Source organism: Litoreibacter ponti (assembly GCF_003054285.1).
Taxonomy (GTDB): domain Bacteria; phylum Pseudomonadota; class Alphaproteobacteria; order Rhodobacterales; family Rhodobacteraceae; genus Litoreibacter; species Litoreibacter ponti.
On record NZ_QBKS01000001.1, the window covers coordinates 2,527,253 to 2,549,160 of the forward strand.

General features: G+C 60.4%; 19 protein-coding genes. 8 read left to right on the forward strand and 11 right to left on the reverse strand.

What is annotated here, in order from left to right; all coding sequences use genetic code 11:
- Positions 1-202: 202 nt before the first annotated feature.
- From C8N43_RS12825 to gltB, 3 genes are all read left to right on the forward strand, one after another.
- A complete protein-coding gene (locus C8N43_RS12825) occupies positions 203-1,636 on the forward strand; it encodes an NAD(P)-dependent oxidoreductase (protein ID WP_107845975.1) in 1,434 nt (477 codons plus the stop codon).
- Positions 1,637-1,639: 3 nt separating this feature from the next.
- Complete coding sequence (locus tag C8N43_RS12830; protein ID WP_107845976.1) at positions 1,640-2,434, forward strand: alpha/beta hydrolase; 795 nt, start codon at positions 1,640-1,642, stop codon at positions 2,432-2,434.
- Positions 2,435-2,564: 130 nt separating this feature from the next.
- On the forward strand, positions 2,565-7,100 hold the full coding sequence (gene gltB / locus C8N43_RS12835) for a glutamate synthase large subunit (RefSeq protein WP_107845977.1): 4,536 nt from the start codon (positions 2,565-2,567) through the stop codon (positions 7,098-7,100).
- 21 nt (positions 7,101-7,121) lie between these two features.
- Here the strand turns inward: gltB and C8N43_RS12840 are convergent, their stop codons facing one another.
- Genes C8N43_RS12840 through gpmI form a run of 5 tightly spaced genes read right to left on the reverse strand, consistent with a single transcriptional unit; the run spans position 7,122 to position 12,136 of the window.
- Positions 7,122-7,598 carry a hypothetical protein gene (locus tag C8N43_RS12840; protein WP_158269979.1) on the reverse strand — a complete coding sequence of 159 codons (477 nt, stop codon included), beginning with the start codon at positions 7,596-7,598 and terminating at the stop codon, positions 7,122-7,124.
- A gap of 22 nt (positions 7,599-7,620) precedes the next feature.
- Positions 7,621-8,103: an RNA pyrophosphohydrolase gene (locus C8N43_RS12845; protein WP_107845979.1), complete on the reverse strand. Its 483-nt coding sequence runs from the start codon at positions 8,101-8,103 to the stop codon at positions 7,621-7,623.
- Between the two features lie 33 nt (positions 8,104-8,136).
- Complete coding sequence (locus C8N43_RS12850) at positions 8,137-9,483, reverse strand: S41 family peptidase (protein ID WP_107845980.1); 1,347 nt, start codon at positions 9,481-9,483, stop codon at positions 8,137-8,139.
- An 8-nt stretch (positions 9,484-9,491) separates the two neighbouring features.
- A complete protein-coding gene (locus tag C8N43_RS12855; RefSeq protein WP_107845981.1) occupies positions 9,492-10,619 on the reverse strand; it encodes a murein hydrolase activator EnvC family protein in 1,128 nt (375 codons plus the stop codon).
- Entirely contained in the window at positions 10,616-12,136 is a 1,521-nt protein-coding gene (gene gpmI, locus C8N43_RS12860) for a 2,3-bisphosphoglycerate-independent phosphoglycerate mutase (protein WP_107845982.1), read from the reverse strand. Before gpmI ends, C8N43_RS12855 begins: the two co-directional genes overlap by 4 nt.
- 140 nt (positions 12,137-12,276) lie before the next feature.
- On the opposite strand from gpmI, the gene gmd reads away from it, so the two are divergent.
- Positions 12,277-13,395, forward strand: a complete 1,119-nt coding sequence (gene gmd, locus C8N43_RS12865) for a GDP-mannose 4,6-dehydratase (protein ID WP_107845983.1) — start codon at positions 12,277-12,279, stop codon at positions 13,393-13,395.
- A gap of 1 nt (position 13,396) precedes the next feature.
- The gene (gene fcl / locus C8N43_RS12870; RefSeq protein ID WP_107845984.1) at positions 13,397-14,356 is read left to right on the forward strand and encodes a GDP-L-fucose synthase; all 960 of its coding nucleotides are present in this window, start codon (positions 13,397-13,399) and stop codon (positions 14,354-14,356) included.
- On the opposite strand, the gene C8N43_RS12875 is transcribed toward fcl, so the two are convergent.
- Genes C8N43_RS12875 through C8N43_RS12890 form a run of 4 tightly spaced genes read right to left on the reverse strand, consistent with a single transcriptional unit; the run spans position 14,247 to position 17,633 of the window.
- The gene (locus C8N43_RS12875) at positions 14,247-15,200 is read right to left on the reverse strand and encodes a glycosyltransferase family 2 protein (RefSeq protein WP_158269980.1); all 954 of its coding nucleotides are present in this window, start codon (positions 15,198-15,200) and stop codon (positions 14,247-14,249) included. The genes fcl and C8N43_RS12875 overlap by 110 nt on opposite strands.
- Positions 15,200-15,769: an acyltransferase gene (locus C8N43_RS12880; protein WP_245912992.1), complete on the reverse strand. Its 570-nt coding sequence runs from the start codon at positions 15,767-15,769 to the stop codon at positions 15,200-15,202. The genes C8N43_RS12875 and C8N43_RS12880 overlap by 1 nt, the downstream gene beginning before the upstream one ends.
- Positions 15,762-16,562: a P-loop NTPase family protein gene (locus tag C8N43_RS12885; protein WP_107845986.1), complete on the reverse strand. Its 801-nt coding sequence runs from the start codon at positions 16,560-16,562 to the stop codon at positions 15,762-15,764. Before C8N43_RS12885 ends, C8N43_RS12880 begins: the two co-directional genes overlap by 8 nt.
- Before the next feature lie 9 nt (positions 16,563-16,571).
- The gene (locus C8N43_RS12890) at positions 16,572-17,633 is read right to left on the reverse strand and encodes a GumC domain-containing protein (protein ID WP_146174216.1); all 1,062 of its coding nucleotides are present in this window, start codon (positions 17,631-17,633) and stop codon (positions 16,572-16,574) included.
- A gap of 268 nt (positions 17,634-17,901) precedes the next feature.
- On the opposite strand from C8N43_RS12890, the gene C8N43_RS12895 reads away from it, so the two are divergent.
- The 3 genes from C8N43_RS12895 to C8N43_RS12905 are packed head-to-tail and all read left to right on the forward strand — an operon-like array spanning position 17,902 to position 19,519.
- Positions 17,902-18,597 carry a sugar transferase gene (locus C8N43_RS12895; protein ID WP_107845988.1) on the forward strand — a complete coding sequence of 232 codons (696 nt, stop codon included), beginning with the start codon at positions 17,902-17,904 and terminating at the stop codon, positions 18,595-18,597.
- Complete coding sequence (locus tag C8N43_RS12900) at positions 18,594-19,058, forward strand: glycosyltransferase family protein (RefSeq protein ID WP_107845989.1); 465 nt, start codon at positions 18,594-18,596, stop codon at positions 19,056-19,058. The genes C8N43_RS12895 and C8N43_RS12900 overlap by 4 nt, the downstream gene beginning before the upstream one ends.
- Positions 19,004-19,519 (forward strand): glycosyltransferase, encoded by a 516-nt coding sequence (locus C8N43_RS12905; RefSeq protein ID WP_281257887.1) that lies wholly within the window; start codon positions 19,004-19,006, stop codon positions 19,517-19,519. The genes C8N43_RS12900 and C8N43_RS12905 overlap by 55 nt, the downstream gene beginning before the upstream one ends.
- Here the strand turns inward: C8N43_RS12905 and C8N43_RS12910 are convergent.
- On the reverse strand, positions 19,474-20,421 hold the full coding sequence (locus tag C8N43_RS12910; protein WP_107845991.1) for a glycosyltransferase family 2 protein: 948 nt from the start codon (positions 20,419-20,421) through the stop codon (positions 19,474-19,476). The two genes, C8N43_RS12905 and C8N43_RS12910, sit on opposite strands and share 46 nt — an antisense overlap.
- The gene (locus C8N43_RS12915) at positions 20,418-21,701 is read right to left on the reverse strand and encodes an O-antigen ligase family protein (protein WP_158269981.1); all 1,284 of its coding nucleotides are present in this window, start codon (positions 21,699-21,701) and stop codon (positions 20,418-20,420) included. Before C8N43_RS12915 ends, C8N43_RS12910 begins: the two co-directional genes overlap by 4 nt.
- Between the last annotated feature and the right edge of the window lie 207 nt (positions 21,702-21,908).

The following is a 21,908-nucleotide window of genomic DNA, read 5'->3' on the forward strand; positions in this document are numbered from 1 at the left end:
GCCTCGAATCGGTTTTCCTCAACCTAAAGGGCAGGATTTAAATGAGAAGTCACTATGTAGGTAACTCATACTGACCTAATAATTGCCGATAAGGGTCAGTTTTTCCTTTCCTATGCCAAGAAAATGAATAATAGGTCAGCACGAGTGACTTTTATTCCCCATGGTCTCAAAATAAACAGGCGCTTCAATCAGGAGTATGGATATGGCCAAGCAACGCATGCTGCAATTCGTGAATGTGGACCGGGACATGCCAGAGAAGCGTCCTCCTGATCTACGCGCCAAAGATTTCAACGAGATTTATGCAGAGTACGCAGAGGCCAAGGCCGAGGAGCAAGCCGGGCGCTGCAGCCAGTGTGGCGTGCCCTACTGCCAGTCCCATTGCCCGTTGCATAACAACATTCCTGACTGGCTTCGCCTGACCGCTGAAGGGCGTCTGAAAGAGGCCTACGAGATCAGCCAGGCCACGAACACGTTTCCAGAGATTTGCGGCCGCATCTGCCCGCAGGACCGCCTATGCGAAGGCAACTGTGTTATCGAGCAGTCCGGCCATGGTACGGTCACCATCGGATCGGTCGAGAAATATATCACGGACACCGCGTGGGAAAACGGTTGGGTGAAGCCCGCCGCACCTTCCCATGATCGCACGGAGAGCGTCGGCATCATCGGTGCGGGCCCGGGTGGTCTGGCCGCTGCAGATATGCTGCGCCGCCAAGGCGTGCAGGTCACTGTCTATGACCGCTATGATCGCGCGGGCGGGCTTCTGACCTACGGCATCCCCGGCTTCAAGCTGGAGAAGGACGTCGTGATGAAGCGCATCGACCAGCTGGAGCAGGGCGGCGTGACCTTCAAGATGAATTGCAACGTGGGCGAGGACGTCACTTTCGCTGAGCTGCAGAAGACCCATAACGCTATCCTGATCGCCACCGGTGTCTACAAATCCCGCGACCTGCCCGCGCCCGGCGTTGGCGCGAAGGGCATCGTGCGCGCGATTGATTTCCTGACCGCGAGCAATCGCAAGAGCTTTGGTGATGCGGTGGCGGAGTTCGACAGCGGCGAGCTGAACGCCGAAGGCAAGCGTGTGGTCGTGATCGGTGGCGGCGACACCGCGATGGATTGCGTGCGTACCGCGATCCGGCAGGGGGCCAAGTCGGTCAAATGCCTGTATCGCCGCGACAAGGCTAACATGCCCGGCTCCCAGCGCGAAGTGGCAAATGCCGAAGAGGAAGGCGTCGAATTCGTATGGCTGTCTGCCCCAAAAGGCTTCACCGGCGACACGGTCGAGGGCGTGATGGTGCAGAAAATGCGCCTTGGCGCGCCGGATGCCTCTGGCCGCCAGAGCCCCGAGATCATTGAGGGCGCGGACTATGTCGAAGACGCCGATCTGGTCATCAAGGCGCTGGGCTTCGAGCCCGAAGCGCTGCCGTCCTTGTGGGATGTGCCGGAGCTGGAAGTGACCCGCTGGGGCACGGTGAAGGCCGATTTCCGCACCCATGAGACATCTTTACCGGGCGTATACGCCTGCGGTGATATTCAACGTGGCGCAAGCCTGGTTGTTTGGGCTATCCGGGACGGACGCGAGGCGGCCGAAGCGATCCTGGACCAGCTGAACGCCGCGGCGCAGGTTGCTGCCGAGTGAGATATGACCAACAAAACGCCCCGGCTGGAGTTCACGCTTCTGCACGATGTGGATCCCTTGAGGATCGAAGCGACGCCCGGGACGAGCGGCCGGCTTGTGGTCAGCTTCACTTCCGTGGGACGGGAGCGCGAGACGCGACCGCCAAAGGAATTTGTGAGCATGACGTCGCGCAAGGGGCTCAATCATGTGATCTGCGTAACGGACATGTCGCGCAGCTGGATGAACGCCAACGGGATGGCGGCCAAGATTGTCTCGGTGATCAGCGACTACGTGCTGGAACACCAGATCACGCAGATCATCGCGATTGGCAGCAGCATGGGCGCGTTCAATGCGCTGGTGATGGGCCGCAAGATGCCGTTCACCTCAATCATCGCCTTCGCGCCGCAATATTCGGTCCATCCCGAGGTCGTGCCGGACGAAAAGCGGTGGTGGTGGTTTCGCAGGCAGATCACGCAGTGGCCGCACAAGGCGCTGGACAAGCTTCCCAGCAATTGCTCGATCTACATGTTCCACGGCGACACGCCCGACGAGCAGATGCATTGGCGTTTGATGCCAGAGGCCGAGAACGTGAAGCACTTCATATTCGCGGGTGGCGACCACAACTTCGTCCGCAACCTGAAAGCGTCGGACACACTGCGCAAGATGGTGTTTGCGGGGCTCAACGACCGGGTCGGTCGCATGAAGCAACTGGTCCGGCGCGCGGGCGGAATGAAGCGGTCGGAATACGAGGGTTTTTCCTCTGCCGAAGCCTATTTCCGAGAGCATCCCAAGCTGAAACGTCCTGCCAATCTGACCTGAAATCGACGGTCGGACTTACGTCGGCTTTCCGTCGGACTTTTGTCGGGCAACTTGCCCGACCCCTCCAAATTCATGGGTCAGCGATGATGACCCAATCAATGAACACTTCCCTAACAAGGAGCCTTTCGAGATGACCAAGTTTGACCAGGACTGGGTGGCCCACGAGGAAGAGAAGCGCCGCTACATGGACGAAAACTCGCTCTACCGCGAGGCGGACGAGCACGCCTCGTGCGGGGTGGGCCTTGTCGTGTCCATTGATGGCAAGAAATCCCGCAAGGTCGTCGAGAACGGCATCAATGCGCTGAAGGCCGTCTGGCACCGCGGCGCGGTCGACGCCGACGGCAAGACCGGCGATGGCGCAGGCATTCATGTGCAGATTCCGTTCAAGTTCTTCGGCGAACAGGTCGAGCGCACCGGCCACACCCTGCGTGACGAATTGCTGGCCTTGGGTCAGGTGTTCCTGCCGCGCACGGATCACGGCGCGCAGGAGACCTGCCGCACGATCATCGAGAGCGAAGTGCTGCGGATGGGCTACTACATCTACGGCTGGCGGCACGTGCCGGTGAACATCGCGTGCCTTGGTGACAAGGCCAACGCGACGCGGCCCGAAATCGAGCAAATCCTGATCTCCAACTCCAAAGGCGTCGAGGAAGAAGAGTTCGAGCGCGATCTTTATGTGATCCGCCGCCGGGTGGAAAAAGCCGCCGCCGCCGCGCAAGTGCCGGGGCTCTACATCTGTTCGTTGTCCTGCCGGTCGATCATCTACAAGGGCATGATGCTGGCCGAGCAAGTGGCCGAGTTCTACCCCGACCTGATGGACGAGCGGTTCGAGAGCGCGTTTGCGATCTACCACCAGCGCTATTCGACCAACACTTTCCCGCAGTGGTGGCTCGCGCAGCCGTTCCGCATGCTGGCCCATAACGGCGAGATCAACACGCTGAAGGGCAATCTGAACTGGATGAAGAGCCACGAGATCCGCATGGCCTCCGGCGCGTTCGAGGATCGGGCGGAAGATATCAAGCCCATCGTACCGCAGGGCTCGTCGGATTCGGCGGCGCTGGATGCGGTGTTTGAAGTGCTGGTGCGCTCGGGCCGGTCGGCCCCGATGGCCAAGACGCTGCTGGTGCCCGAGTCGTGGTCCAAGCAAGCGGTCGAGATGCCTAAAGCGTGGCAGGACATGTATTCCTACTGCAATTCTGTGATGGAGCCGTGGGACGGCCCCGCCGCCCTGGCGATGACCGATGGGCGCTGGGTTGTGGCGGGTCTGGACCGCAACGGCCTGCGCCCAATGCGCTATGCGGTGACCGGCGACGGCCTTCTGATTGCAGGGTCCGAGACGGGCATGGTGCCGTTCGACGAGGCGACCGTGCGCGAGAAGGGCGCATTGGGGCCAGGGCAGATGATTGGCGTGCACATGGGCAAGGCCAAGCTGTTCCATGACACCGAGTTGAAGGACAAGATGTCCGCGGCGCTGCCGTTTGGCGATTGGGTCGGCAAGATCACCGATCTGGATGAGATCACGCTGGACGTGGAGGAGACCGCTATCTTCTCCGGCTCGGAGCTGCGCACGCGCCAGATCGCGGCGGGCTATTCTATTGAGGAGCTGGAACAAATCCTCGCGCCGATGGCCGACGATGGCAAGGAGGCGCTTGCGTCCATGGGCGACGACACCCCTAGCGCGGTGCTGTCGAAGAAGTACCGCCCGCTGTCGCATTTCTTCCGCCAGAACTTCAGCCAGGTGACGAACCCGCCAATCGACAGCTTGCGCGAATTCCGCGTGATGAGCCTGAAGACCCGGTTCGGCAACCTCAAGAACGTGCTGGACGAGGATTCATCCCAGACCGAGATTTTGGTGCTGAACAGCCCGTTCGTCGGCAATGCGCAGTTCGACAAGCTTTGCGACCAGTTCAACGCGGACATGGTGACGCTTGATTGCACGTTTGACGCCAATGAGGGCCAAGGCGCGCTGCGGAGCGCGTTGGACAAGCTGCGTAACGAGGCAGAAGATGCGGTGCGTTCTGGCGCGGGCCACATTATTCTGACCGATCAGGACCAGAATGCGGATCGCATCGGTATGCCGATGATCCTGGCGACGAGCGCTGTTCATTCGTGGCTGACGCGCAAGGGCTTGCGGACCTTCTGCTCGCTCAACGTGCGCTCGGCCGAGTGTATCGACCCGCATTACTTTGCGGTTCTGATCGGCTGCGGTGCGACCACCGTGAACGCCTATCTGGCCGAGGACTCGCTGGCCGACCGCATCGAGCGCGGGCTGCTGGACATGTCCCTGACCGAAGCGGTGGCGAGCTACCGCAATGCGATTGATCAAGGTCTTTTGAAGATCATGGCGAAGATGGGGATCTCGGTGATTTCGTCCTATCGCGGGGGCCTGAATTTCGAGGCCGTCGGTCTGAGCCGCGCGATGGTGGCGGAGTATTTCCCGGGTATGCAGTCGCGTATCTCTGGTATTGGTGTCTCTGGCATCCAGACCAAGGTGGCGGAAGTTCATGCCTCTGCTTGGCGCAACGGCACGGATGTGCTGCCCATTGGCGGTTTCTACAAGGCGCGTCGGTCGGGCGAGAAACACGCCTGGGAAGCGCAGACAATGCATATGCTGCAGGCTGCGTGCACGCGGGCGAGCTATGACATGTGGAAGCAGTATAGCCAGACGATGAAGGCTAATCCGCCCATTCACTTGCGCGATTTGCTGGATATCAAGCCACTGGGCGAGCCGATTTCGGTGGATGAGGTGGAGTCGATCACGTCCATTCGCAAGCGCTTCGTGACGCCGGGCATGTCGCTGGGGGCGCTATCGCCCGAAGCGCACAAGACGCTAAACGTGGCGATGAACCGGATCGGCGCGAAGTCGGACTCGGGCGAGGGTGGCGAGGACCCGGCGCATTTCGTGCCGGAGCCCAATGGCGACAACCCTTCGGCGAAGATCAAGCAGGTGGCGTCGGGCCGCTTTGGTGTAACCGCCGAGTACCTGAATCACTGCGAAGAGCTGGAGATCAAGGTCGCCCAGGGTGCCAAGCCCGGCGAGGGTGGGCAGCTGCCCGGCATGAAAGTTACCGATCTGATTGCGCGGCTGCGGCACTCGACGAAGGGCGTGACGCTGATCTCACCTCCGCCGCACCACGACATCTACTCGATCGAGGATCTGGCGCAACTGATCTACGACCTCAAGCAGATCAACCCACGCTGTAAGGTGACGGTGAAGCTGGTTGCCGCAAGCGGTGTTGGCACGATTGCCGCCGGTGTGGCGAAGGCGAAAGCGGATGTGATCCTGATTTCCGGCCATAATGGCGGGACGGGCGCGTCGCCTGCGACCTCGATCAAATATGCAGGTCTGCCGTGGGAGATGGGTTTGACCGAAGCGCATCAGGTGCTGGCGATGAACAACCTGCGCGAGCGGATCACGCTGCGCACGGATGGTGGCTTGCGTACGGGGCGCGACATTGTCATGGCCGCGATGATGGGGGCCGAGGAATACGGCATCGGTACCGCTGCGCTGATCGCGATGGGCTGCATCATGGTGCGTCAGTGCCAGTCGAACACTTGCCCGGTGGGTGTGTGTACCCAAGACGAGGCGCTGCGCGAGAAGTTCACCGGCACCGCGGATAAGGTGGTGAACCTGATCACCTTCTACGCGACCGAGGTGCGGGAAATCCTGGCCTCGATCGGGGCGCGGTCGCTGGACGAGGTGATCGGGCGGGCGGACTTGCTGGCGCAGGTATCGCGTGGCTCTGCCCATCTGGATGATCTGGACCTGAACCCGCTGCTGATCACTGTCGATGGCGCGGACCGGATCGTCTACGACCGGACCCGCGAGCGCAATGCGGTGCCGGACACGCTGGATGCACAGATCGTTAAAGACGCGCAGCCGTTCTTCAACGATGGCGAGAAGATGCAGCTGTCCTATGCCGTGCAGAACACCTTGCGGACCATTGGGACGCGGGCGTCGAGCCATATCGTGCAGCGCTTCGGGATGCGCAACGATCTGCAGCCGGATCATTTGACGGTGAAGCTGAGCGGCTCTGCCGGGCAATCGCTGGGTGCCTTTGCGGCGCCGGGTCTGAAGCTGGAAGTCTTTGGCGACGCGAATGACTACGTGGGCAAAGGCCTGTCGGGCGGGCGCGTCGTCGTTCGCCCCGCGCAGGACAGCCCGTTGAAGGCGGATGAGAATACGATCATCGGCAACACGGTGCTTTACGGCGCAACCGATGGCTACCTGTTCGCCGCTGGCCGGGCAGGCGAGCGGTTCGCTGTGCGAAACTCCGGCGCGAAGGTCGTGATTGAGGGCTGCGGCACCAATGGCTGCGAGTACATGACCGGCGGTGTCGCTGTGATCCTGGGCTCCATCGGCGCGAATTTCGGGGCCGGCATGACGGGCGGCATGGCCTATCTTTATGACCCCGATGGCGAGTCGCCCGAGCTGATGAACATGGAGACGCTGGTGACCTGCCCTGTCACCGTCGATCATTGGGAGAGCCAGCTGAAAAGTCTGATCGAGGCGCATGTGGCCGAGACAGAAAGCGTCAAGGCCGCGCGGATCCTTCAGGATTGGGACGTGGAGCGCGCCAATTTCGTGCAGGTCTGCCCAAAAGAGATGCTGGTGCATCTGCCCGCGCCGCTGAGCCTTGAGGCAAAGGCAGTTCCAGCGGAATAAACATCTGGAAGAGGGCGGGTTTTACCCGTCTTCTTTCTTGACCTCACACTCGCCGCCCGCCGCGCATTGCTCGACAGCCTTGATCGCGTCCGCTTTCGGGTTCGGGAAGGCGAAGCTGTAGCACGGGTCGACATTGAAGATCAGACCGGTATCCGTCCGCAGCACGAAGGCCATGTAATCGGTGTTCGGGCTCATGCGGGCGCACCATGGTCCGGCGCAGTCCAGATTAATTGTGACAGGTGCCTGCACGTCCTCGGTGAAACCCTCGCTGGTCAAGAGCTTGCCCCGGAAGGTCGCGTCGACCGCGACCTCTTGCGGTGGGCCCTTGAACGGGTCCGGGATGCCAGCGGTATCGAACGCGAACTGGCCGTTGACGATGAAGAAAGTCTGATCCGCCTCTGCCACGGTTTTGAAGGCCGCGACCGGGTCTGGGCGCAGGCAGGACAGGGCGGCGGCTTGGCTTGCCCCCAATGAGAGCGCCAAGGCGGCGTATGTCATGTGTTTGATCATGGGTCAGACCCTATAGGAGTGGACGGAAGGCTTCGATCACTTTGCCGTACACCTCGCGCTTGAATGGCACGATCTTGCCGAGAAGCGCATCCGCGTCGAGCCAGCGCCATTCGGAAAACTCGGGGTGGTCGGTCTGAATGTCGATCTCGCTGTCGTGACCCAGAAAACGCAGCAGCACCCATTTCTGCTTTTGACCGCGGAAGCGACCTTTCCAGACCTTCGGCACAAGATCATGGGGCAGGTCGTAGGTCAGCCAATCGTCGGTCTCGTTTTCCACACGTACTTTGGAGGCCGGAACGCCTGTTTCTTCTTCCAACTCACGCAAGGCGGCCTCGCGCGCGGTCTCGCCATCGTCGATGCCGCCTTGGGGCATCTGCCAGGCGGGCACGTCGCTGTCGATCCGCTGCGCGACGAAAATCTGGCCCTGCGCATTGACGAGCATCACACCCACGCAGGGGCGATAGGGCAGCTTTGCGATGTCCTCGGGGGTCATGTGAAAAGGGCGGGCCTGCGCCCGCCCATCTCCTTAATCGTCGGCCGGGCCGAGCGCGGTCAGGCCCTTCAGGACATCAAGCGCGTAGGCCAGCTGATAGTCTTCCTCGCGAAGCTTGGCGACTTCTTCGGCCTTCTTCTGCTCGGCCTCAAGAAGCTCGCGCTCGTCCTCGGAGATATCGTCATTGTTCGACAGAGAGCCGCGCAGATCGGCCTCGGAACGGCCGGGGCGTGCGTTCGTCTCTTCTTCCTCGGTCTCCTCGGTCGGGCGACGCGGCGGCTGCACGACGATGATGTCGGGCGACACGCCCAGCGCCTGAATGGAGCGACCCGACGGCGTGTAGTAGCGCGACGTGGTCAGGCGCATCGCGCCATCGCCGCGCACCGGTACAACCGTTTGCACGGACCCCTTACCGAAGCTCTTTTCGCCCACGACCACCGCGCGGCGGTGATCTTGCAGCGCGCCTGCGACGATCTCGGATGCCGAAGCGGAGCCACCGTTGATCAGAACCACGATGGGTTTGCCGTTCGCCAGATCGCCTTCGGTTGCGTTGTAGCGCTCGCTGTCGCGCGGATTGCGGCCACGGGTCGAGACGATCTCGCCCTTATCTAGGAACGCGTCGGAGACGGCGATGGCCTGTGTCAGCAAGCCGCCGGGGTTGTTGCGCAGGTCCAGCACGATGCCGTTGATGTTGTCCTCGCCACCGGCTTCCTCGATCTGCTTTGCGAGCCCGTCCTTGAGGTTCGGGAAGGTCTGCCGGTTGAAGGTCGTGATGCGCAGAACGACGCTGTCGCCTTCAATGCGCGAGCGCACGGCGGTCAGCTTGATCGTGTCGCGGACGATGGAGACCTCGAACGGCTCATCGATGCCTTCGCGCACAACGGTCAGGATAATCTCGGACCCGACAGGGCCGCGCATCATGGTGACAGCTTCCTCAAGGGTCAGCCCCAGAAGCGATGTGCCATCGACAGAGGTGATGAAATCGCCCGACTCCATCCCGGCCTCATCAGCGGGGGTGCCGTCCATGGGCGAGACGACCTTCACGTAGCCATCTTCCTGCGTCACTTCGATGCCAAGACCGCCAAACTCGCCGGAGGTCTGGGTCCGCATGTCGTCAAAGTCCTTGGGCGGCAGGTAAGAAGAATGCGGATCGAGTGAGGTCAGCATGCCATTGATGGCGGCCTCGATCAGATCGGCCTCGTCCACCTCTTCGACATATTGCGCGCGAATGCGCTCGAAGATGTCACCGAACAGATCGAGCTGCTCGTAGACGGTGGACTTCTTGTCGGCTTCCTGGGCCACGAGCGGCCCGGCGAATTGCGTGGTTACCAAAACGCTCGCGGCTGTGCCGAGCGTGGCGGCCATCAGAAATTTTCTCATACGGATTATTATTCCCTTATGTTGGCGAACCAGTCGGCCGGATTGATCGGCGCATCGCCTTTTCTCACCTCTATATAAAGCGACTCTTGCTGAATGCCGCCACCTCCATTCGCCGCAGTGTTCAAAAAAGCGTCAGGATTGGGAGGTAAACCGCCCATCAGCCCTAACGGCGCGCCCTGTCCGACGACCTCGCCCACCTCGCCGAAGGTTTGGCCAAGTCCCGCCAGAATCAACAGATAACCGCGCCCGGGCTCCAGGATCATCACCGTGCCGTAGTCGAGAAGCGGACCGGCGTAGCGGATCGTCGCGGGCCAGGGGGCTGTCACGAGGGTCTGCGCCCGGGTTGCCAGGACGAGCCCGGGGCGGGTGACCCCAGATGCGTCGGTCTCGTTGAAGCCGTGCAGGACGGTGCCCGGGGCAGGCAGCGGCAAGCGCCCTTTCGAGGTCTCGAAATCCGCAAGGTTCGACGTATCCGCCGCGTCGAGCTCTGTCAGGCTGGACGCGAACCCCTGTAGCGTGTCCGCGCTTTCCACGAGGCGGAGCATCGCGTTGCGATCCGCGGTGAAGGCCTTCGGCAGCTCGGTCCTGTCCGCCATGGCCTGCGCAAGCGCGGAGCGAGCGGTTTGGACGCCGGTCAAGGCACCCGTGAGCTGGTTGGCAGCGCTGGCCTGTAGACGTCTTAAATCGCGCACTTCTTCGAGCTGATTGCGCAATGTTAGAGCCTCTTTTCGAAGCGCGGGCGTCACATCGGACAGGATCATTCCGGAGCGCGCAGTGCCAAGTGGCCCCGTTGGATGCACCATCAGCAAGGGCGCGGGGGAGGCACCGATTGTCTGCAAGACACCAAGCAGTCGGGACAGGCGGTCGCGCTTGGCCTCGAAGGTCAGGGCGATGGTGCGCTCGCGGATGGACGCGCGGCGCAAGCCCTCGCGCAAGGCGGCGAGGCCTTCCTCATAGGCGCGCACGGTCTCGGTCAGGGCGTCGATGCGGTTCGATGCGCTCTGCGCCTCGGACAGGGCGGATGCGGCGTCGGTGAGCATCTGGCTTGCGCGTTTTGCCGTTGTAATCGGGTCTGATTGCGCGCCGGCTTGCGTGGCAAAAAGCGTGAGGGCCAAGAGGAGCGGTCGTAGCTTCATTTCGCGATCAGGGACATGCCGGTCATCTCGTCGGGTTTTGGCAGGTTCATCAGGTCGAGAAGCGTCGGCGCGAGATCGGCAAGACGTCCATCCTGAAGTTGCGCGTTTTGTGGCCCATTGTAGAGGATCACGGGCACTAGATTGAGCGTGTGCGCGGTGTGAGGGCCACCGGTTTCCGGGTCGATCATCGTTTCGCAATTGCCGTGATCGGCCGTGATGATCATGGTGCCGCCCGCTTTATCCAGGGCGGAAATCACCTGTGTTAGACCCTGATCAACCGCCTCGCATGCAGCCATAGCGGCTTTCAGATCGCCGGTATGGCCGACCATATCCGGGTTGGCGTAGTTGACGACGATCAGATCGTAGCCGTCTTCGATTGCGCCGATCAAATCGTCGGTCACCTCGCTTGCCGACATTTCCGGCTGCATGTCGTAGGTCGCGACGGACGGGCTCTTGGGCATGTGCCGGTCTTCCCCCTGTTCGGGCACCTCTTTGCCGCCGTTCAGGAAGAAGGTGACATGCGGGTATTTCTCGGTCTCGGCCACGCGGAACTGGCGCAAGCCTTGCTTAGCCACCCAAGCGCCGAGCGTGTTGGCGATCTTCTTCTTCGGGAAAACCGTCGACATGTAGGCGTTATGATCTTCCGAATAGTCGACCATGCCGAGCTTTCCGGCGAGGTCCGGTCGCGAACTGACGTCGAAATGATCGAATTTCGGGTCGGCCATTGCAGAGAGGATTTCGCGGGCGCGGTCGGCGCGGAAGTTTAGAAAGAAGATCCCGTCTCCGTCTCTCATGCCGTCGTAGTCGCCGATGACGCTCGGCAGGATGAATTCGTCGGTCTTGCCATCGGAGTACGACGCCTCGATCGCCGATTGGGCGGTTTCTGCGCTTTCGCCTTTGCCCAGGACGGTGGCGTTGTAGGCCTTTTCGATCCGATCCCAGCGGGTGTCCCGATCCATCGCGTAATATCGGCCAGAAACCGTGGCGATCTTTACCTCGCTCGGCAGCTTGGCGTTCAGCACTTCCAGAAACTGCAAAGCCGATTGGGGGGCGACGTCCCGACCGTCCGTCATTGCGTGTAAAACAGTGTCTATTCCAGCGTAAACCAGCGCTTTTGCTGCGGCGATGATGTGGCTGACATGACCGTGCACGCCACCATCGGACATGACCCCGAAGAGATGCGCAGTGCCGCCAGTTTCTTTTAACGTGGCGATAAAGTCCTGTAGCGCGTCTTCCTTGGCAAAGGTGCCTTGCTCAATGGCGAGATCAATCTGACCGAGATCCATCGCGACGACACGACCTGCGCCGATATTGGTATGCCCGACCTCGGAATTGCCCATCTGGCCCTTCGGCAAGCCGACATCCGGCCCGTGGGTGATCAGGGTCGCGTTGGGGCAGGAGGACATCAGCCGATCGAAGGTTGGCGTCTGCGCCAGCACCGGTGCGTTGCCCTCGCGCGTGTCGGACAGGCCCCATCCATCAAGGATGCAAAGGATCACGGGTTTGGGTGCGGTCATGGTCAGCTCTTCTGTGCGGAGGGTTGCTTCTTTGTATGGCGCTGGGCGGGCAGCATCAACCGGCGGCTGGAAATCGAGGTGTGCTTGGGGAAAATTTCGGCTAGAACCTGCGAAACCACGGAAACAGGAAAGCGTATCTCGTGAAGAAGGCTTTAATTACTGGGATCACAGGACAAGACGGCTCTTATCTGGCGGAGTTTCTGCTAGAAAAAGGGTATGAGGTCCACGGGATCAAGCGCCGCGCGTCGCTGTTCAACACTCAACGGATCGACCATGTCTATGAGGACGTGCATGCCACCAACAAGCAGCTTTATCTGCATTACGGCGATCTGACGGACACGTCGAACCTTACCCGGATCATCCAGGAAGTGCAGCCGGACGAGGTTTATAACCTTGGTGCGCAGAGCCACGTCGCTGTGAGCTTCGAGGCGCCGGAATATACGGCCGACGTGGATGCAATGGGCACACTGCGGCTGTTGGAAGCGATCCGCTTTCTTGGGATGGAAGAGAAGACCCGGTTCTATCAAGCCTCGACCTCTGAGCTGTATGGTCTGGTGCAGGAAACGCCGCAAACCGAGCGCACGCCTTTTCACCCGCGTTCGCCCTATGCGGTGGCGAAGCTGTATTCCTACTGGATCACGGTGAACTACCGCGAGGCTTACGGGATGTATGCCTGCAACGGCATTCTGTTCAATCATGAGAGCCCACGACGGGGCGAGACCTTTGTGACCCGCAAGATTACGCGGGGGCTCGCGAATATCGCTTTGGGGCTGGAACAGTGTCTATATATGGGCAATATCGACGCGCTGCGCGATTGGGGTCATGCCAAGGACTACGTCAAGATGCAGTGGCTCATGCTGCAGCAGGATGCCCCGGACGACTTTGTGATCGCGACTGGCAAGCAGTATTCGGTGCGTCAGTTCATCGAGTGGTCGGCGGCCGAGCTTGGTGTCGCGATACGGTTCGAGGGCGACGGTGTCGACGAAATCGGAATCGTGGCGGAGATCGAAGGCGACAAGGCCAGCGCCCTGTCCGTCGGTGATGTGATCGTTCGCATCGATCCACGCTATTTCCGGCCCGCCGAGGTGGAGACCCTATTGGGCGATCCGACCAAGGCGAAGGAGAAGCTGGGCTGGGTGCCGGAAACCACCACGCAGGAAATGTGCGCCGAGATGGTCGCCGCAGACTATACCAGTGCACGCCGGAGCCTGCTTCTGAAAGAACACGGGCTGGAGCTGCCGCTGTCGTTGGAGCTGTAACATGCGGATTTTCGTAGCCGGGCATCGCGGAATGGTTGGCGGCGCCATTTGCAGAGCGCTGCAGGCGCGCGACGGCGTGGAGCTGCTTATGCGCAGTCGGAGCGAGCTGGATCTGACGAACCAGGCCGATGTTAACGCCTTTTTCCAAGACCAGCGGCCGGACGGCGTCATCCTTGCAGCCGCCAAGGTCGGCGGGATCATGGCGAACAACACTTATCCGGCTGATTTCATTTATGAGAACCTGATGATCCAGTCGAATGTGATTCATCAGGCGCATGTGGCAGGGGTGAACAGGTTGCTGTTTCTGGGCAGCTCCTGCATCTATCCAAAGCTTGCGCCGCAGCCCATGGCCGAGAACGCGTTGCTGACGGGGACGCTGGAGCCGACGAACGAGCCATACGCAATCGCGAAGATCGCCGGGATCAAGCTGTGCGAGAGCTACAATCGACAGTACGGACGCGACTATCGCAGTGTCATGCCAACGAACCTTTACGGGCCGGGCGACAATTTCCACCCTGAGAACTCACACGTTCTGCCCGCGTTGATGCGGCGCTTCCACGAGGCGAAGCGAGATGGCTTGTCAGACGTAGTGATCTGGGGCACGGGGACACCCAAGCGCGAATTTCTCCATGTTGATGATATGGCGTCGGGATCGCTCTACGTGTTCGATCTGGATCGTGAGACGTTCGAGCGCGAGACGGAACCGATGCTTGGCCATATCAATGTCGGGACGGGGGAGGATATCGCCATTCTCGACGTCGCGTATATGATCGCCGAGGTCGTTGGGTTCGACGGAGACATCAAGACCGATCCGACGAAACCCGATGGCACACCGCGGAAGCTGATGGACGTCACTCGCTTGCAGCGGCTGGGCTGGAAAGCGCAGATTGGGCTGAAACAGGGTCTTTCAGAGACCTATGAGTGGTTTCTGAAGCAAGAGGGCGATCTGCGCGTGGCCTGACCACAACGCGAAGCATTTCCGCCATTCGCCAAAGCCGAATTCTGAACAAGGTCCTGATTGCGCGCCACTTGGCCGTGGGGTCTAACAACGCCTTTGACCTCAAAATGATGACCGTATGAACCACCGCCGAAAGTGGCATTGCGAGTGAGCGAAGCACCCATGCGGTGGTACCTTTTCCGGCAGCCAGATGTAGCGCGTAGCTCTCCCGCGTCAGACGATCCCATTTTGCACAGAGATCATTCCACGTTTGCCGGGCCGGGTGGGTCACCCGTGCGTTCGGTGCGAATTGCAGGCTGAACCCTTGCGCGTGAGCCCGGTGGCACCAGTCCTTGTCCTCTGACACGCCTTCGTGAAATGGGCCGACCTGCTCGAACACATGCCTGTGGGTCGACAGATTCGCCGTGACGGAAAACCGCCTTTTGGCGATGTAGTCCCGCTGATTGAAGGCGAACACCTTCTCGAATGCCTCGGGGCCGCTGGGGTCCGGTGTTGTCGATACCCGCACGTCGCCGCCGATCAGATCAGTAGTTTCAAGCGCTGCGATATGGGCGGAGATGAAGTGTTCGTGCGGCATGCAGTCGCAATCAAGAAACAACAGCAGCTTTGCCTTAGACTTATTTGCGCCAAGATTGCGCGCATGCGCGGCCCCTGGTCGTGGCTCCGACAAGAAGTGAACGCTTGGGAAACCGCGCTTGAACTTCGGCGTCAGTGTTTCGCGGCCGCTATCGACGACCAATACTTCCGTACTTCGCGCATCGGCGCAGCGCATCAGGGCTATCAGGCAGGTGCGGAGGGCAACCGGATCGCGGTAATGCGGAATAATGATCGATGCCTTGTGTGACATCATCGCGTGCCGACTTGCTGAGCAGGGACGCCGGCCATGATCGCGCGATCCGGCACCGACCCACGTATCACGGCGCCCGCTGCGATAATCGAGCCGTGGCCAAGGGACGATCCGGACAAGATGATGGCCCCGGCACCGATCCACACGTCATCGCCAATCGTGACGTCGGCCTCGTCCATGCCTTGCTCGGTCACGGGTGATCCGTCGCGAAATCGGTAATTGGCGGCGGTGATCGTCACGTTGGGACCAAGCAACAGATCGTTTCCCACAGTGATCCGCCCGTTGCGTGGTCCCGCCCAGATGATGCATCGCGTGCCAATATGGGCGCGGTCGCCGAGCACAATCCGTTCGGCATGGGCGAATTCGCATGTGGGGCTAATTGCGACACCCGGGCCGTGGCGAAGTCTCCGACGGGGGATCGCATGGGTCTGGTTGAGGTGGTTCAGAACGCGCAACGCATGGAGATAGGCGCGCGGGTCGAAAACGGATAAGAGTAGGCGTACGCCACGCGCGGTCTTGGTCGGACGCGGCTTGTGGGCCGGGGCGAGCGATGCGGAGATATCAGCCACGAAACGAGGCCCCGGGCACCTCTGCAAAGCGGCATCGGTTCAGCACCACGCCGAGCGGCTCGCAAGTGTCGGCAATCTGGCGCTCCGCCCAATCAATGTCTTCAAGCGTCGATCGATCTGCATGGCCGATCAGAAGCGCGCAATCAACTAAAGATAGCCCCGCCAATGCGGCGTCCGAAGGCCGCAGCGACGGGAGGTCGAACACCATCAGGTCTGGAGCGTACTCCGCGTCGATATAGTCGAGCAGGTTCCGGGTCTTGGTACTCGCAAGATGCTCTGTTGCATCTTCAATCGGCGACGCGTTCAGACTGAGGCCAAGGGACGAGCCGTAGCGCAGGCAGGTGCTGTCGAAGTTCCGCCGATGCCCCGCAAGCGCCGAGAAGCGCGGGCCGGTTTGCGTGAGACCGAACATATGGATCAGCGAGGGCGACCGCAGGTCCAGATCGAACACCATCACGCGCAAATCCGTGTGGCGGGCAAGGCTCAGCGCAAGGTTTGCAACGATTGTCGAGCTGCCACAGCCGGGCGTCGGCGAGGTTAACGCGAGTTTGCGATGCCCCTGCGCGGCCATGTGCTGCAGAATTCGGGTGCGAAGCTGGTCGAACGGTTCCGCCGTGGGATTTGGCGACTGCGTCACGATGTTATGGCGCTGCAAGCTGACCGGGTCGACTTCGGCAGGGGTGAGGCGCGCCCAGGCGTGTTCCGGGTCGGTGAGGCCAAGGCTAAAGGACTGCTCTGGCAGCGTCCGCTCTGCCTCGCGGATAATCTCGTTCGGGTGGGTGATTTGTTCCATTTCGAGCTCCTAAGCGAGACTGGGTCCGAGGTCGGGTAGCGTGGCGAAAGGCGCGATCCCCAGACCGCGCGCGAGGTCGCGTGGGCGACGAACCCGGCGGTCTAACTTGAACCGCATCGCGATCAGCCCGATGGCGGCAAGAGCCGATATCCCGAGAATTGCGATACGGGCTGCGAGCAGCTTCTTCGCCGATATCTCCGGCTGTGCCGTTGCGTCCTCGATTACGTTGAATGGCCTGAAGCTTGCATCGCCCTTCAGGCGTGCTTCGGCGAGGGCATCCTGCGCGCGCAGATGCGCGGCGCTTGCAATCGCGACCTGAGCCTCCAGGTCTGCCCTTTGCCGCTCATCATCCTGAGCGCGCGCAAGTGCTGTTGTGGCCGAGGCGACCCGGTCCTCTAAATCGGCGAGGATCGGTGCGGTTGGTTGGGCCGTCCCATGTTCGATCTGCGCGTTCAAAAGCTTGATGGCGGGATGTTGATCCGAGTAGAGCGCGCGCGCATTCGCCAGCTCCTGCGTCAGTTTCTGGATTTCCGGGGACTGGATTATCTTGATCTGTTTTGCGCTTTCGAGCTCTCGTCTCAGAGCATCGAGCTGAAGCGACAGTTCCTCCGGTGTACGGGTTTGTTCGGGACGAAATTCTGCGAGTCGTGCGGTGGCTTTCTTTACCTTCTCGCCCTCGAGGCCTTCGATCTGTCTGAGCTTTTCCAAGGCAGAGTCGATGCGGGTGCGTTGGCTCGTATCGCTTGCCGCGATGGCCTTGGCGGAGACGTCATTTACGAAAGCCAGCGAGTCTCTTTCTGTTTTCATCTTGCTGCGGATGACCAGGATCGTTGGTTTTTCGCGTGCAGATTCGATTGAGAGGCTCAACCGATCATCTTCCGGACCAAACTCGGCCCGAAGACCGTGCACCACGGTTTGGAGATGCTGAATATGATCCGCGGTGCGCGTAGCTTTCGGTGCGCTCGCAAGGGCCAGTGGCGTCTCCAACGCAAGGCGGCTTTCGGCGACGAAGTTCTGCGGAATCGCTTTGAGCGCTGTGATGCCGAGCGTCGCCAGAGCGAAGAACAGCAACAGCGCAACAGGCGCATTCCGCAAGACCTGCCATCGCCAATAGCGCCACTCTATCATGGCATCTCCCTCGAGGTTTGGGGTGATTGGCGTCGTGAAAAAAGCATGTGAGCCAGAGGGCCTGTTTGTGGAACCATGAGCCTCAAATGACTGCTTAAAGTTTAAGACATAATTAATTTATCTGCGCTCTTTGGAGGTTAATTGCGCCGGCCCACTTTTGGTTTTTGAAGAGTGCGCGTCGGTCGATCCCTGCCACTGAGGAGCGCAGCGAATGGACGCACGACTGGACAGTTTTGACGAGGACGCACAGGCCATCGGGACCTTGGATATCGCAACAATAAAGGTCCCGGGCCAACCTCAGGGACTGTATCTTCGACATGGTAAACGCCTGTTCGATATCGCACTCGTTCTGCTCTTTGCACCAGTTGTCATTCCAGTGATTTTCACATTGGCGGTCGTCGTTTGGCTTGATGGTGGTGCACCGTTTTTCAAACAGATTCGCGTCGGTCGCGGCGGGCGAAGTTTCGCGATGCTGAAGCTGCGCACGATGCGGACCGATGCGGAACGGGCATTGACCGAATTGTTGTTGAACGATCCGGCGGCAGCGCTGGAATGGCGGTTGCATCAGAAGCTCTCCGTGGACCCGAGAATCACGAATGTCGGGCGATTCTTGCGCCGCAGCTCACTCGATGAACTGCCCCAGCTTTGGAATGTCCTGCGGGGAGACATGTCGTTGGTGGGCCCTCGGCCGATGCTGGAAAACCAGACGGATTTATATCCGGGCACGGCCTACTTTCGCGTGCGGCCCGGGCTGACCGGGCCATGGCAGGTCTTCGCCCGCAACCTCAATGGGTTCGCGGATCGAGCCAAATTCGACACTGCCTATGCGGCGGACGTTGGGTTTTTCCGGGATCTGACTTTGATTTTTTGCACGTTCGGCGCCGTTTTGCGGGGAACAGGCCAATGAAGGTGCTTGGAGCCAAAGGGAAGCGTGACACGCCCAGAATTCTCGCGGTTTCGTCCGGCGGAGGGCATTGGCAGCAACTGCACTTGGTTCTTCCCGCGTTCGCGAATGCCAAGGTGACGCTTGCGTGCAGCAGCGCGGCTCAGGCCGACGCGGCCCATGTCTTGCCGGAGTGCAATCTGCGCACGCCGCTTAAGGTTCTGGCATGCCTGCGCGAGGCGCGACGTCTTGTGCGGCGATTGCAGCCTGAGATCGTTATCTCTACCGGCGCGGCTCCGGGGCTGCTGGTCTTGCTTTGGGCGAAGCTATTCGGGGCGAGAACCATCTGGATCGATTCCGTCGCAAATGCCGAGCGGCTCTCGCTTTCGGGGCGTCTGGCTTATCCGCTGTCGGACTTGTGGCTTACGCAGTGGCCGCAAGTCTCAGAGGAAAGCGGTGCAACCTACGCGGGTGCGGTGCTTTGATTTTCGTCACGGTCGGCACTCAACTGCCATTCCCGCGTTTGATATCGCAGATGGACAGTTTGGCGGATCGGACCGACGAGCCGATCCTTGCTCAGACGGGTGTTGCGGGCTCGACGGTTGCGATGGAGAGCTTCCCGACTTGCACGGCCCCCGAGATGGAGCATTTTTGCGATGCGGCGCGGCTGATCGTGGCACATGCCGGGATCGGCACGGTGCTTATGGCGCGCCGTCTGGGCAAACCGCTGGTGGTTGTCCCCCGCAGCCACGAATTGGGTGAGCATCGCAATAACCATCAGATTGCGACGGCCCGCAGCCTGGCCGGTCGCCCGGGTATTCGAGTGGCCTGGGATGTCGCCGACGTCGAAGCCTTTCTGAGCGAGGATATCGAGCCGCCCAACGCGGCGCCCAGCGACAGTTATGCGAGCCTCTTGGCTACCTTGCGAGATTTCGCCGCGGCCTGATCTGTCTGGCCCAGTTGGGCCTGAACTTTTGGTCCCGGACCCAGCCCATGCAAGGCCCGCATCGTAGGGATTACCGCTGATATCTGCCCTTTGATCCCATGTTGCACGGCTTTGGCGAGGCCAAAGAAGTAAGCGATGGGAAGCGCAATCGGATTGAACCATGCCACGAATTTCATCCGGGCGCGGTGCTTGAAATATACTGAAAGAGCTGAGGGCCCGCGGTCCAGCGTGGCGGAGCCGATACTGGCCCCGGCCGAATGCAGGACGGGAGCGTCGGCACATATGGCAAGGGGCAGATCGGCGCGCAATTGCGCCCAATGAACCTCTTCATAATAGAGGAAGTAGTCTTCGGGCATCGGCCCCGCGATTTCCAGGAATTCGCGAGACGCCGTCATGCTGGCACCGGAGATGAAGTCGGCCCGGTGCGGCTTTGCCGGCGGCGTTTTCAGCGCAGGTGCACCGAGGTTGAGGTTGCTGGTCACGCCGGTCCATCTGTTTATCGTTCCGGCGTCGATCTGAATGCGTTCCGGGTCGTGTGCATAAAGAAGCCGGTTCCCGAGGAGCGAGAACGGCTTGGGATGCCGCGCGATTTTTGCGGCTGTTTCAGGTGGAACGGTGCAATCCGGGTTCAGAATCCAGAAGCGATCAAGCATCTGGTCTTTTCGCAGGCAATCCAGACCCTGATTTACACCCGCGGCGAAGCCCCCGTTTATCGCCGCCCGGATGAGGGTCGGACGAGAGGGATGCTGGGCGACACGATCCACAGTGCCGTCGGATGAAGCGTTGTCCACGACCACGATGGAGAGGTCGACGCCATTCGAGTGCATCAGGCTGTCGAGGCACGGACCGATCTCCGCCTCGGAATTATAGGTGACGATGATGCAGCCAAGTTTGTGTGTCATGCGAGCTCTGAGAAGCGCGAATAGGGAAGAAAACGCGGTACGGTCTCCGGCTGTGCCTCTTCAGATTGGTCTTTGAGCATCCAAAAGCCTGCGCCGAACAGGAAGAAGACGAATGAGAAGACCGACGTCCAGACATGGACAGTGCACAGCGTGAAGGTCAGGCCGGTGAAGCAGATCAGCCACCCGATCCGATAGCCCTCCAGATGCGACGGAAGCTTGGCACATGCGATCCTAGCCATGCCGAACAGATATGCTGCGGCCAACAGAGCGAAGCCGGGCAGCCCGTAGCGCACCGCGACGACGAGCCAGAAATTATCCATGCTTCCCGAGTGCATGAAGGCGGGTCGGACCCACTCTTTCAGACCCAGACCGAAGACTGGATTTTGCCAGACATTCACCATGCCCCACTCGAAGATGATACCACGCCAGTAGGCGTTATGCGCGGAGAAGGTCGCGTAGCTGAAGAACACGCGGATCGGGCTTCGGTTCGAGGCGATATCAATCAGGACGTAGGCGCTGAGGCATATCAGGGCGAGCGTCATCCAGGATCGTCGTGCCGTTCCGAATGAGAGGGCCCAGCCGATCAAGAAAAGCTGAAGGATGATCGAAAGAAACGCGCCGCTGGACAGTGCAAGGAAACTGGAAATCACCCCGGCAGTGGCTGCCAAAATTCGGAATGCGAGGCTTGAATCGGGCAGCCCAAACAGGCTGAGAGCCACCAGCGTTGATGCAAATAAGCCGAAGTGGATGGGATGCGCAAAGACTGCCTGAACGCGCTCCAGTCCGAGGCGGGGCGCGATGTCGACGATGTCCACGCTGGAGATCGCAGGCACGGCCTTGATCAGCGAGATGAGCAGCGGTTCGCCGAACCTTGCCTCGAAGATTGCGAGTGGCAGAATGCACAGGATCGCCCAGAATAGGGTCTTGATGAGTGCCTGAAACTGTTCCTGGGATTGGATATAGACCCGCGCGATCAGATACCCGCCGAGCAGTTCCAGTGACAGGGACCCGGCGGCTTCTACCGCTTGGCCGGGCGAGCTTTGGCTCAGGGCGATCGTGATCCAAGCGGCGAACGTGAGCAGAAGAAAGTCGATTGGGCGCGCTGGATGGTTTTTCTGGCGGAACAGCTGCACCAACAACGGGATGATCGCAAACAGTAGGAAGGTCCGCAGACCAGTCATTTGCAGTGGCCCGATGGAGTAGCGAACGGGCAGAAGTACAGCTACTAGGTAGGCGAGGACGGGCCAGGGCAGACGGGCAGGCTTAAGTTCAGGTGACATCTGGAACGCTCGCGGATCAATTGAGATGAGTGTCGCCAGATTTGGTTAGGGATCCGTTAACCAAAGAAATTTGCCTGGTTCTTAATCAACTATTCACCAATTCAAGTTCAAATTGTCTCGATCCTAAAATGGGATCGTTGCGTGACGTGATGGGACCAGATTGAGCGTGGAACACACTGACAAGTTCTGTCCTGCACCGTCGTCCTG

What these genes read in the sequence shown, in the direction of transcription:
- C8N43_RS12825 (WP_107845975.1), top strand. Translation starts at nt 203, where the DNA reads ATGGCCAAGCAACGCATGCTGCAATTCGTGAATGTGGACCGGGACATG.
- C8N43_RS12830 (WP_107845976.1), top strand. Translation starts at nt 1,640, where the DNA reads ATGACCAACAAAACGCCCCGGCTGGAGTTCACGCTTCTGCACGATGTG.
- gltB (WP_107845977.1), top strand. Translation starts at nt 2,565, where the DNA reads ATGACCAAGTTTGACCAGGACTGGGTGGCCCACGAGGAAGAGAAGCGC.
- C8N43_RS12840 (WP_158269979.1), bottom strand. Translation starts at nt 7,598, where the DNA reads ATGACATACGCCGCCTTGGCGCTCTCATTGGGGGCAAGCCAAGCCGCC.
- C8N43_RS12845 (WP_107845979.1), bottom strand. Translation starts at nt 8,103, where the DNA reads ATGACCCCCGAGGACATCGCAAAGCTGCCCTATCGCCCCTGCGTGGGT.
- C8N43_RS12850 (WP_107845980.1), bottom strand. Translation starts at nt 9,483, where the DNA reads ATGAGAAAATTTCTGATGGCCGCCACGCTCGGCACAGCCGCGAGCGTT.
- C8N43_RS12855 (WP_107845981.1), bottom strand. Translation starts at nt 10,619, where the DNA reads ATGAAGCTACGACCGCTCCTCTTGGCCCTCACGCTTTTTGCCACGCAA.
- gpmI (WP_107845982.1), bottom strand. Translation starts at nt 12,136, where the DNA reads ATGACCGCACCCAAACCCGTGATCCTTTGCATCCTTGATGGATGGGGC.
- fcl (WP_107845984.1), top strand. Translation starts at nt 13,397, where the DNA reads ATGCGGATTTTCGTAGCCGGGCATCGCGGAATGGTTGGCGGCGCCATT.
- C8N43_RS12875 (WP_158269980.1), bottom strand. Translation starts at nt 15,200, where the DNA reads ATGTCACACAAGGCATCGATCATTATTCCGCATTACCGCGATCCGGTT.
- C8N43_RS12885 (WP_107845986.1), bottom strand. Translation starts at nt 16,562, where the DNA reads ATGGAACAAATCACCCACCCGAACGAGATTATCCGCGAGGCAGAGCGG.
- C8N43_RS12895 (WP_107845988.1), top strand. Translation starts at nt 17,902, where the DNA reads ATGGACGCACGACTGGACAGTTTTGACGAGGACGCACAGGCCATCGGG.
- C8N43_RS12900 (WP_107845989.1), top strand. Translation starts at nt 18,594, where the DNA reads ATGAAGGTGCTTGGAGCCAAAGGGAAGCGTGACACGCCCAGAATTCTC.
- C8N43_RS12910 (WP_107845991.1), bottom strand. Translation starts at nt 20,421, where the DNA reads ATGACACACAAACTTGGCTGCATCATCGTCACCTATAATTCCGAGGCG.
- C8N43_RS12915 (WP_158269981.1), bottom strand. Translation starts at nt 21,701, where the DNA reads ATGTCACCTGAACTTAAGCCTGCCCGTCTGCCCTGGCCCGTCCTCGCC.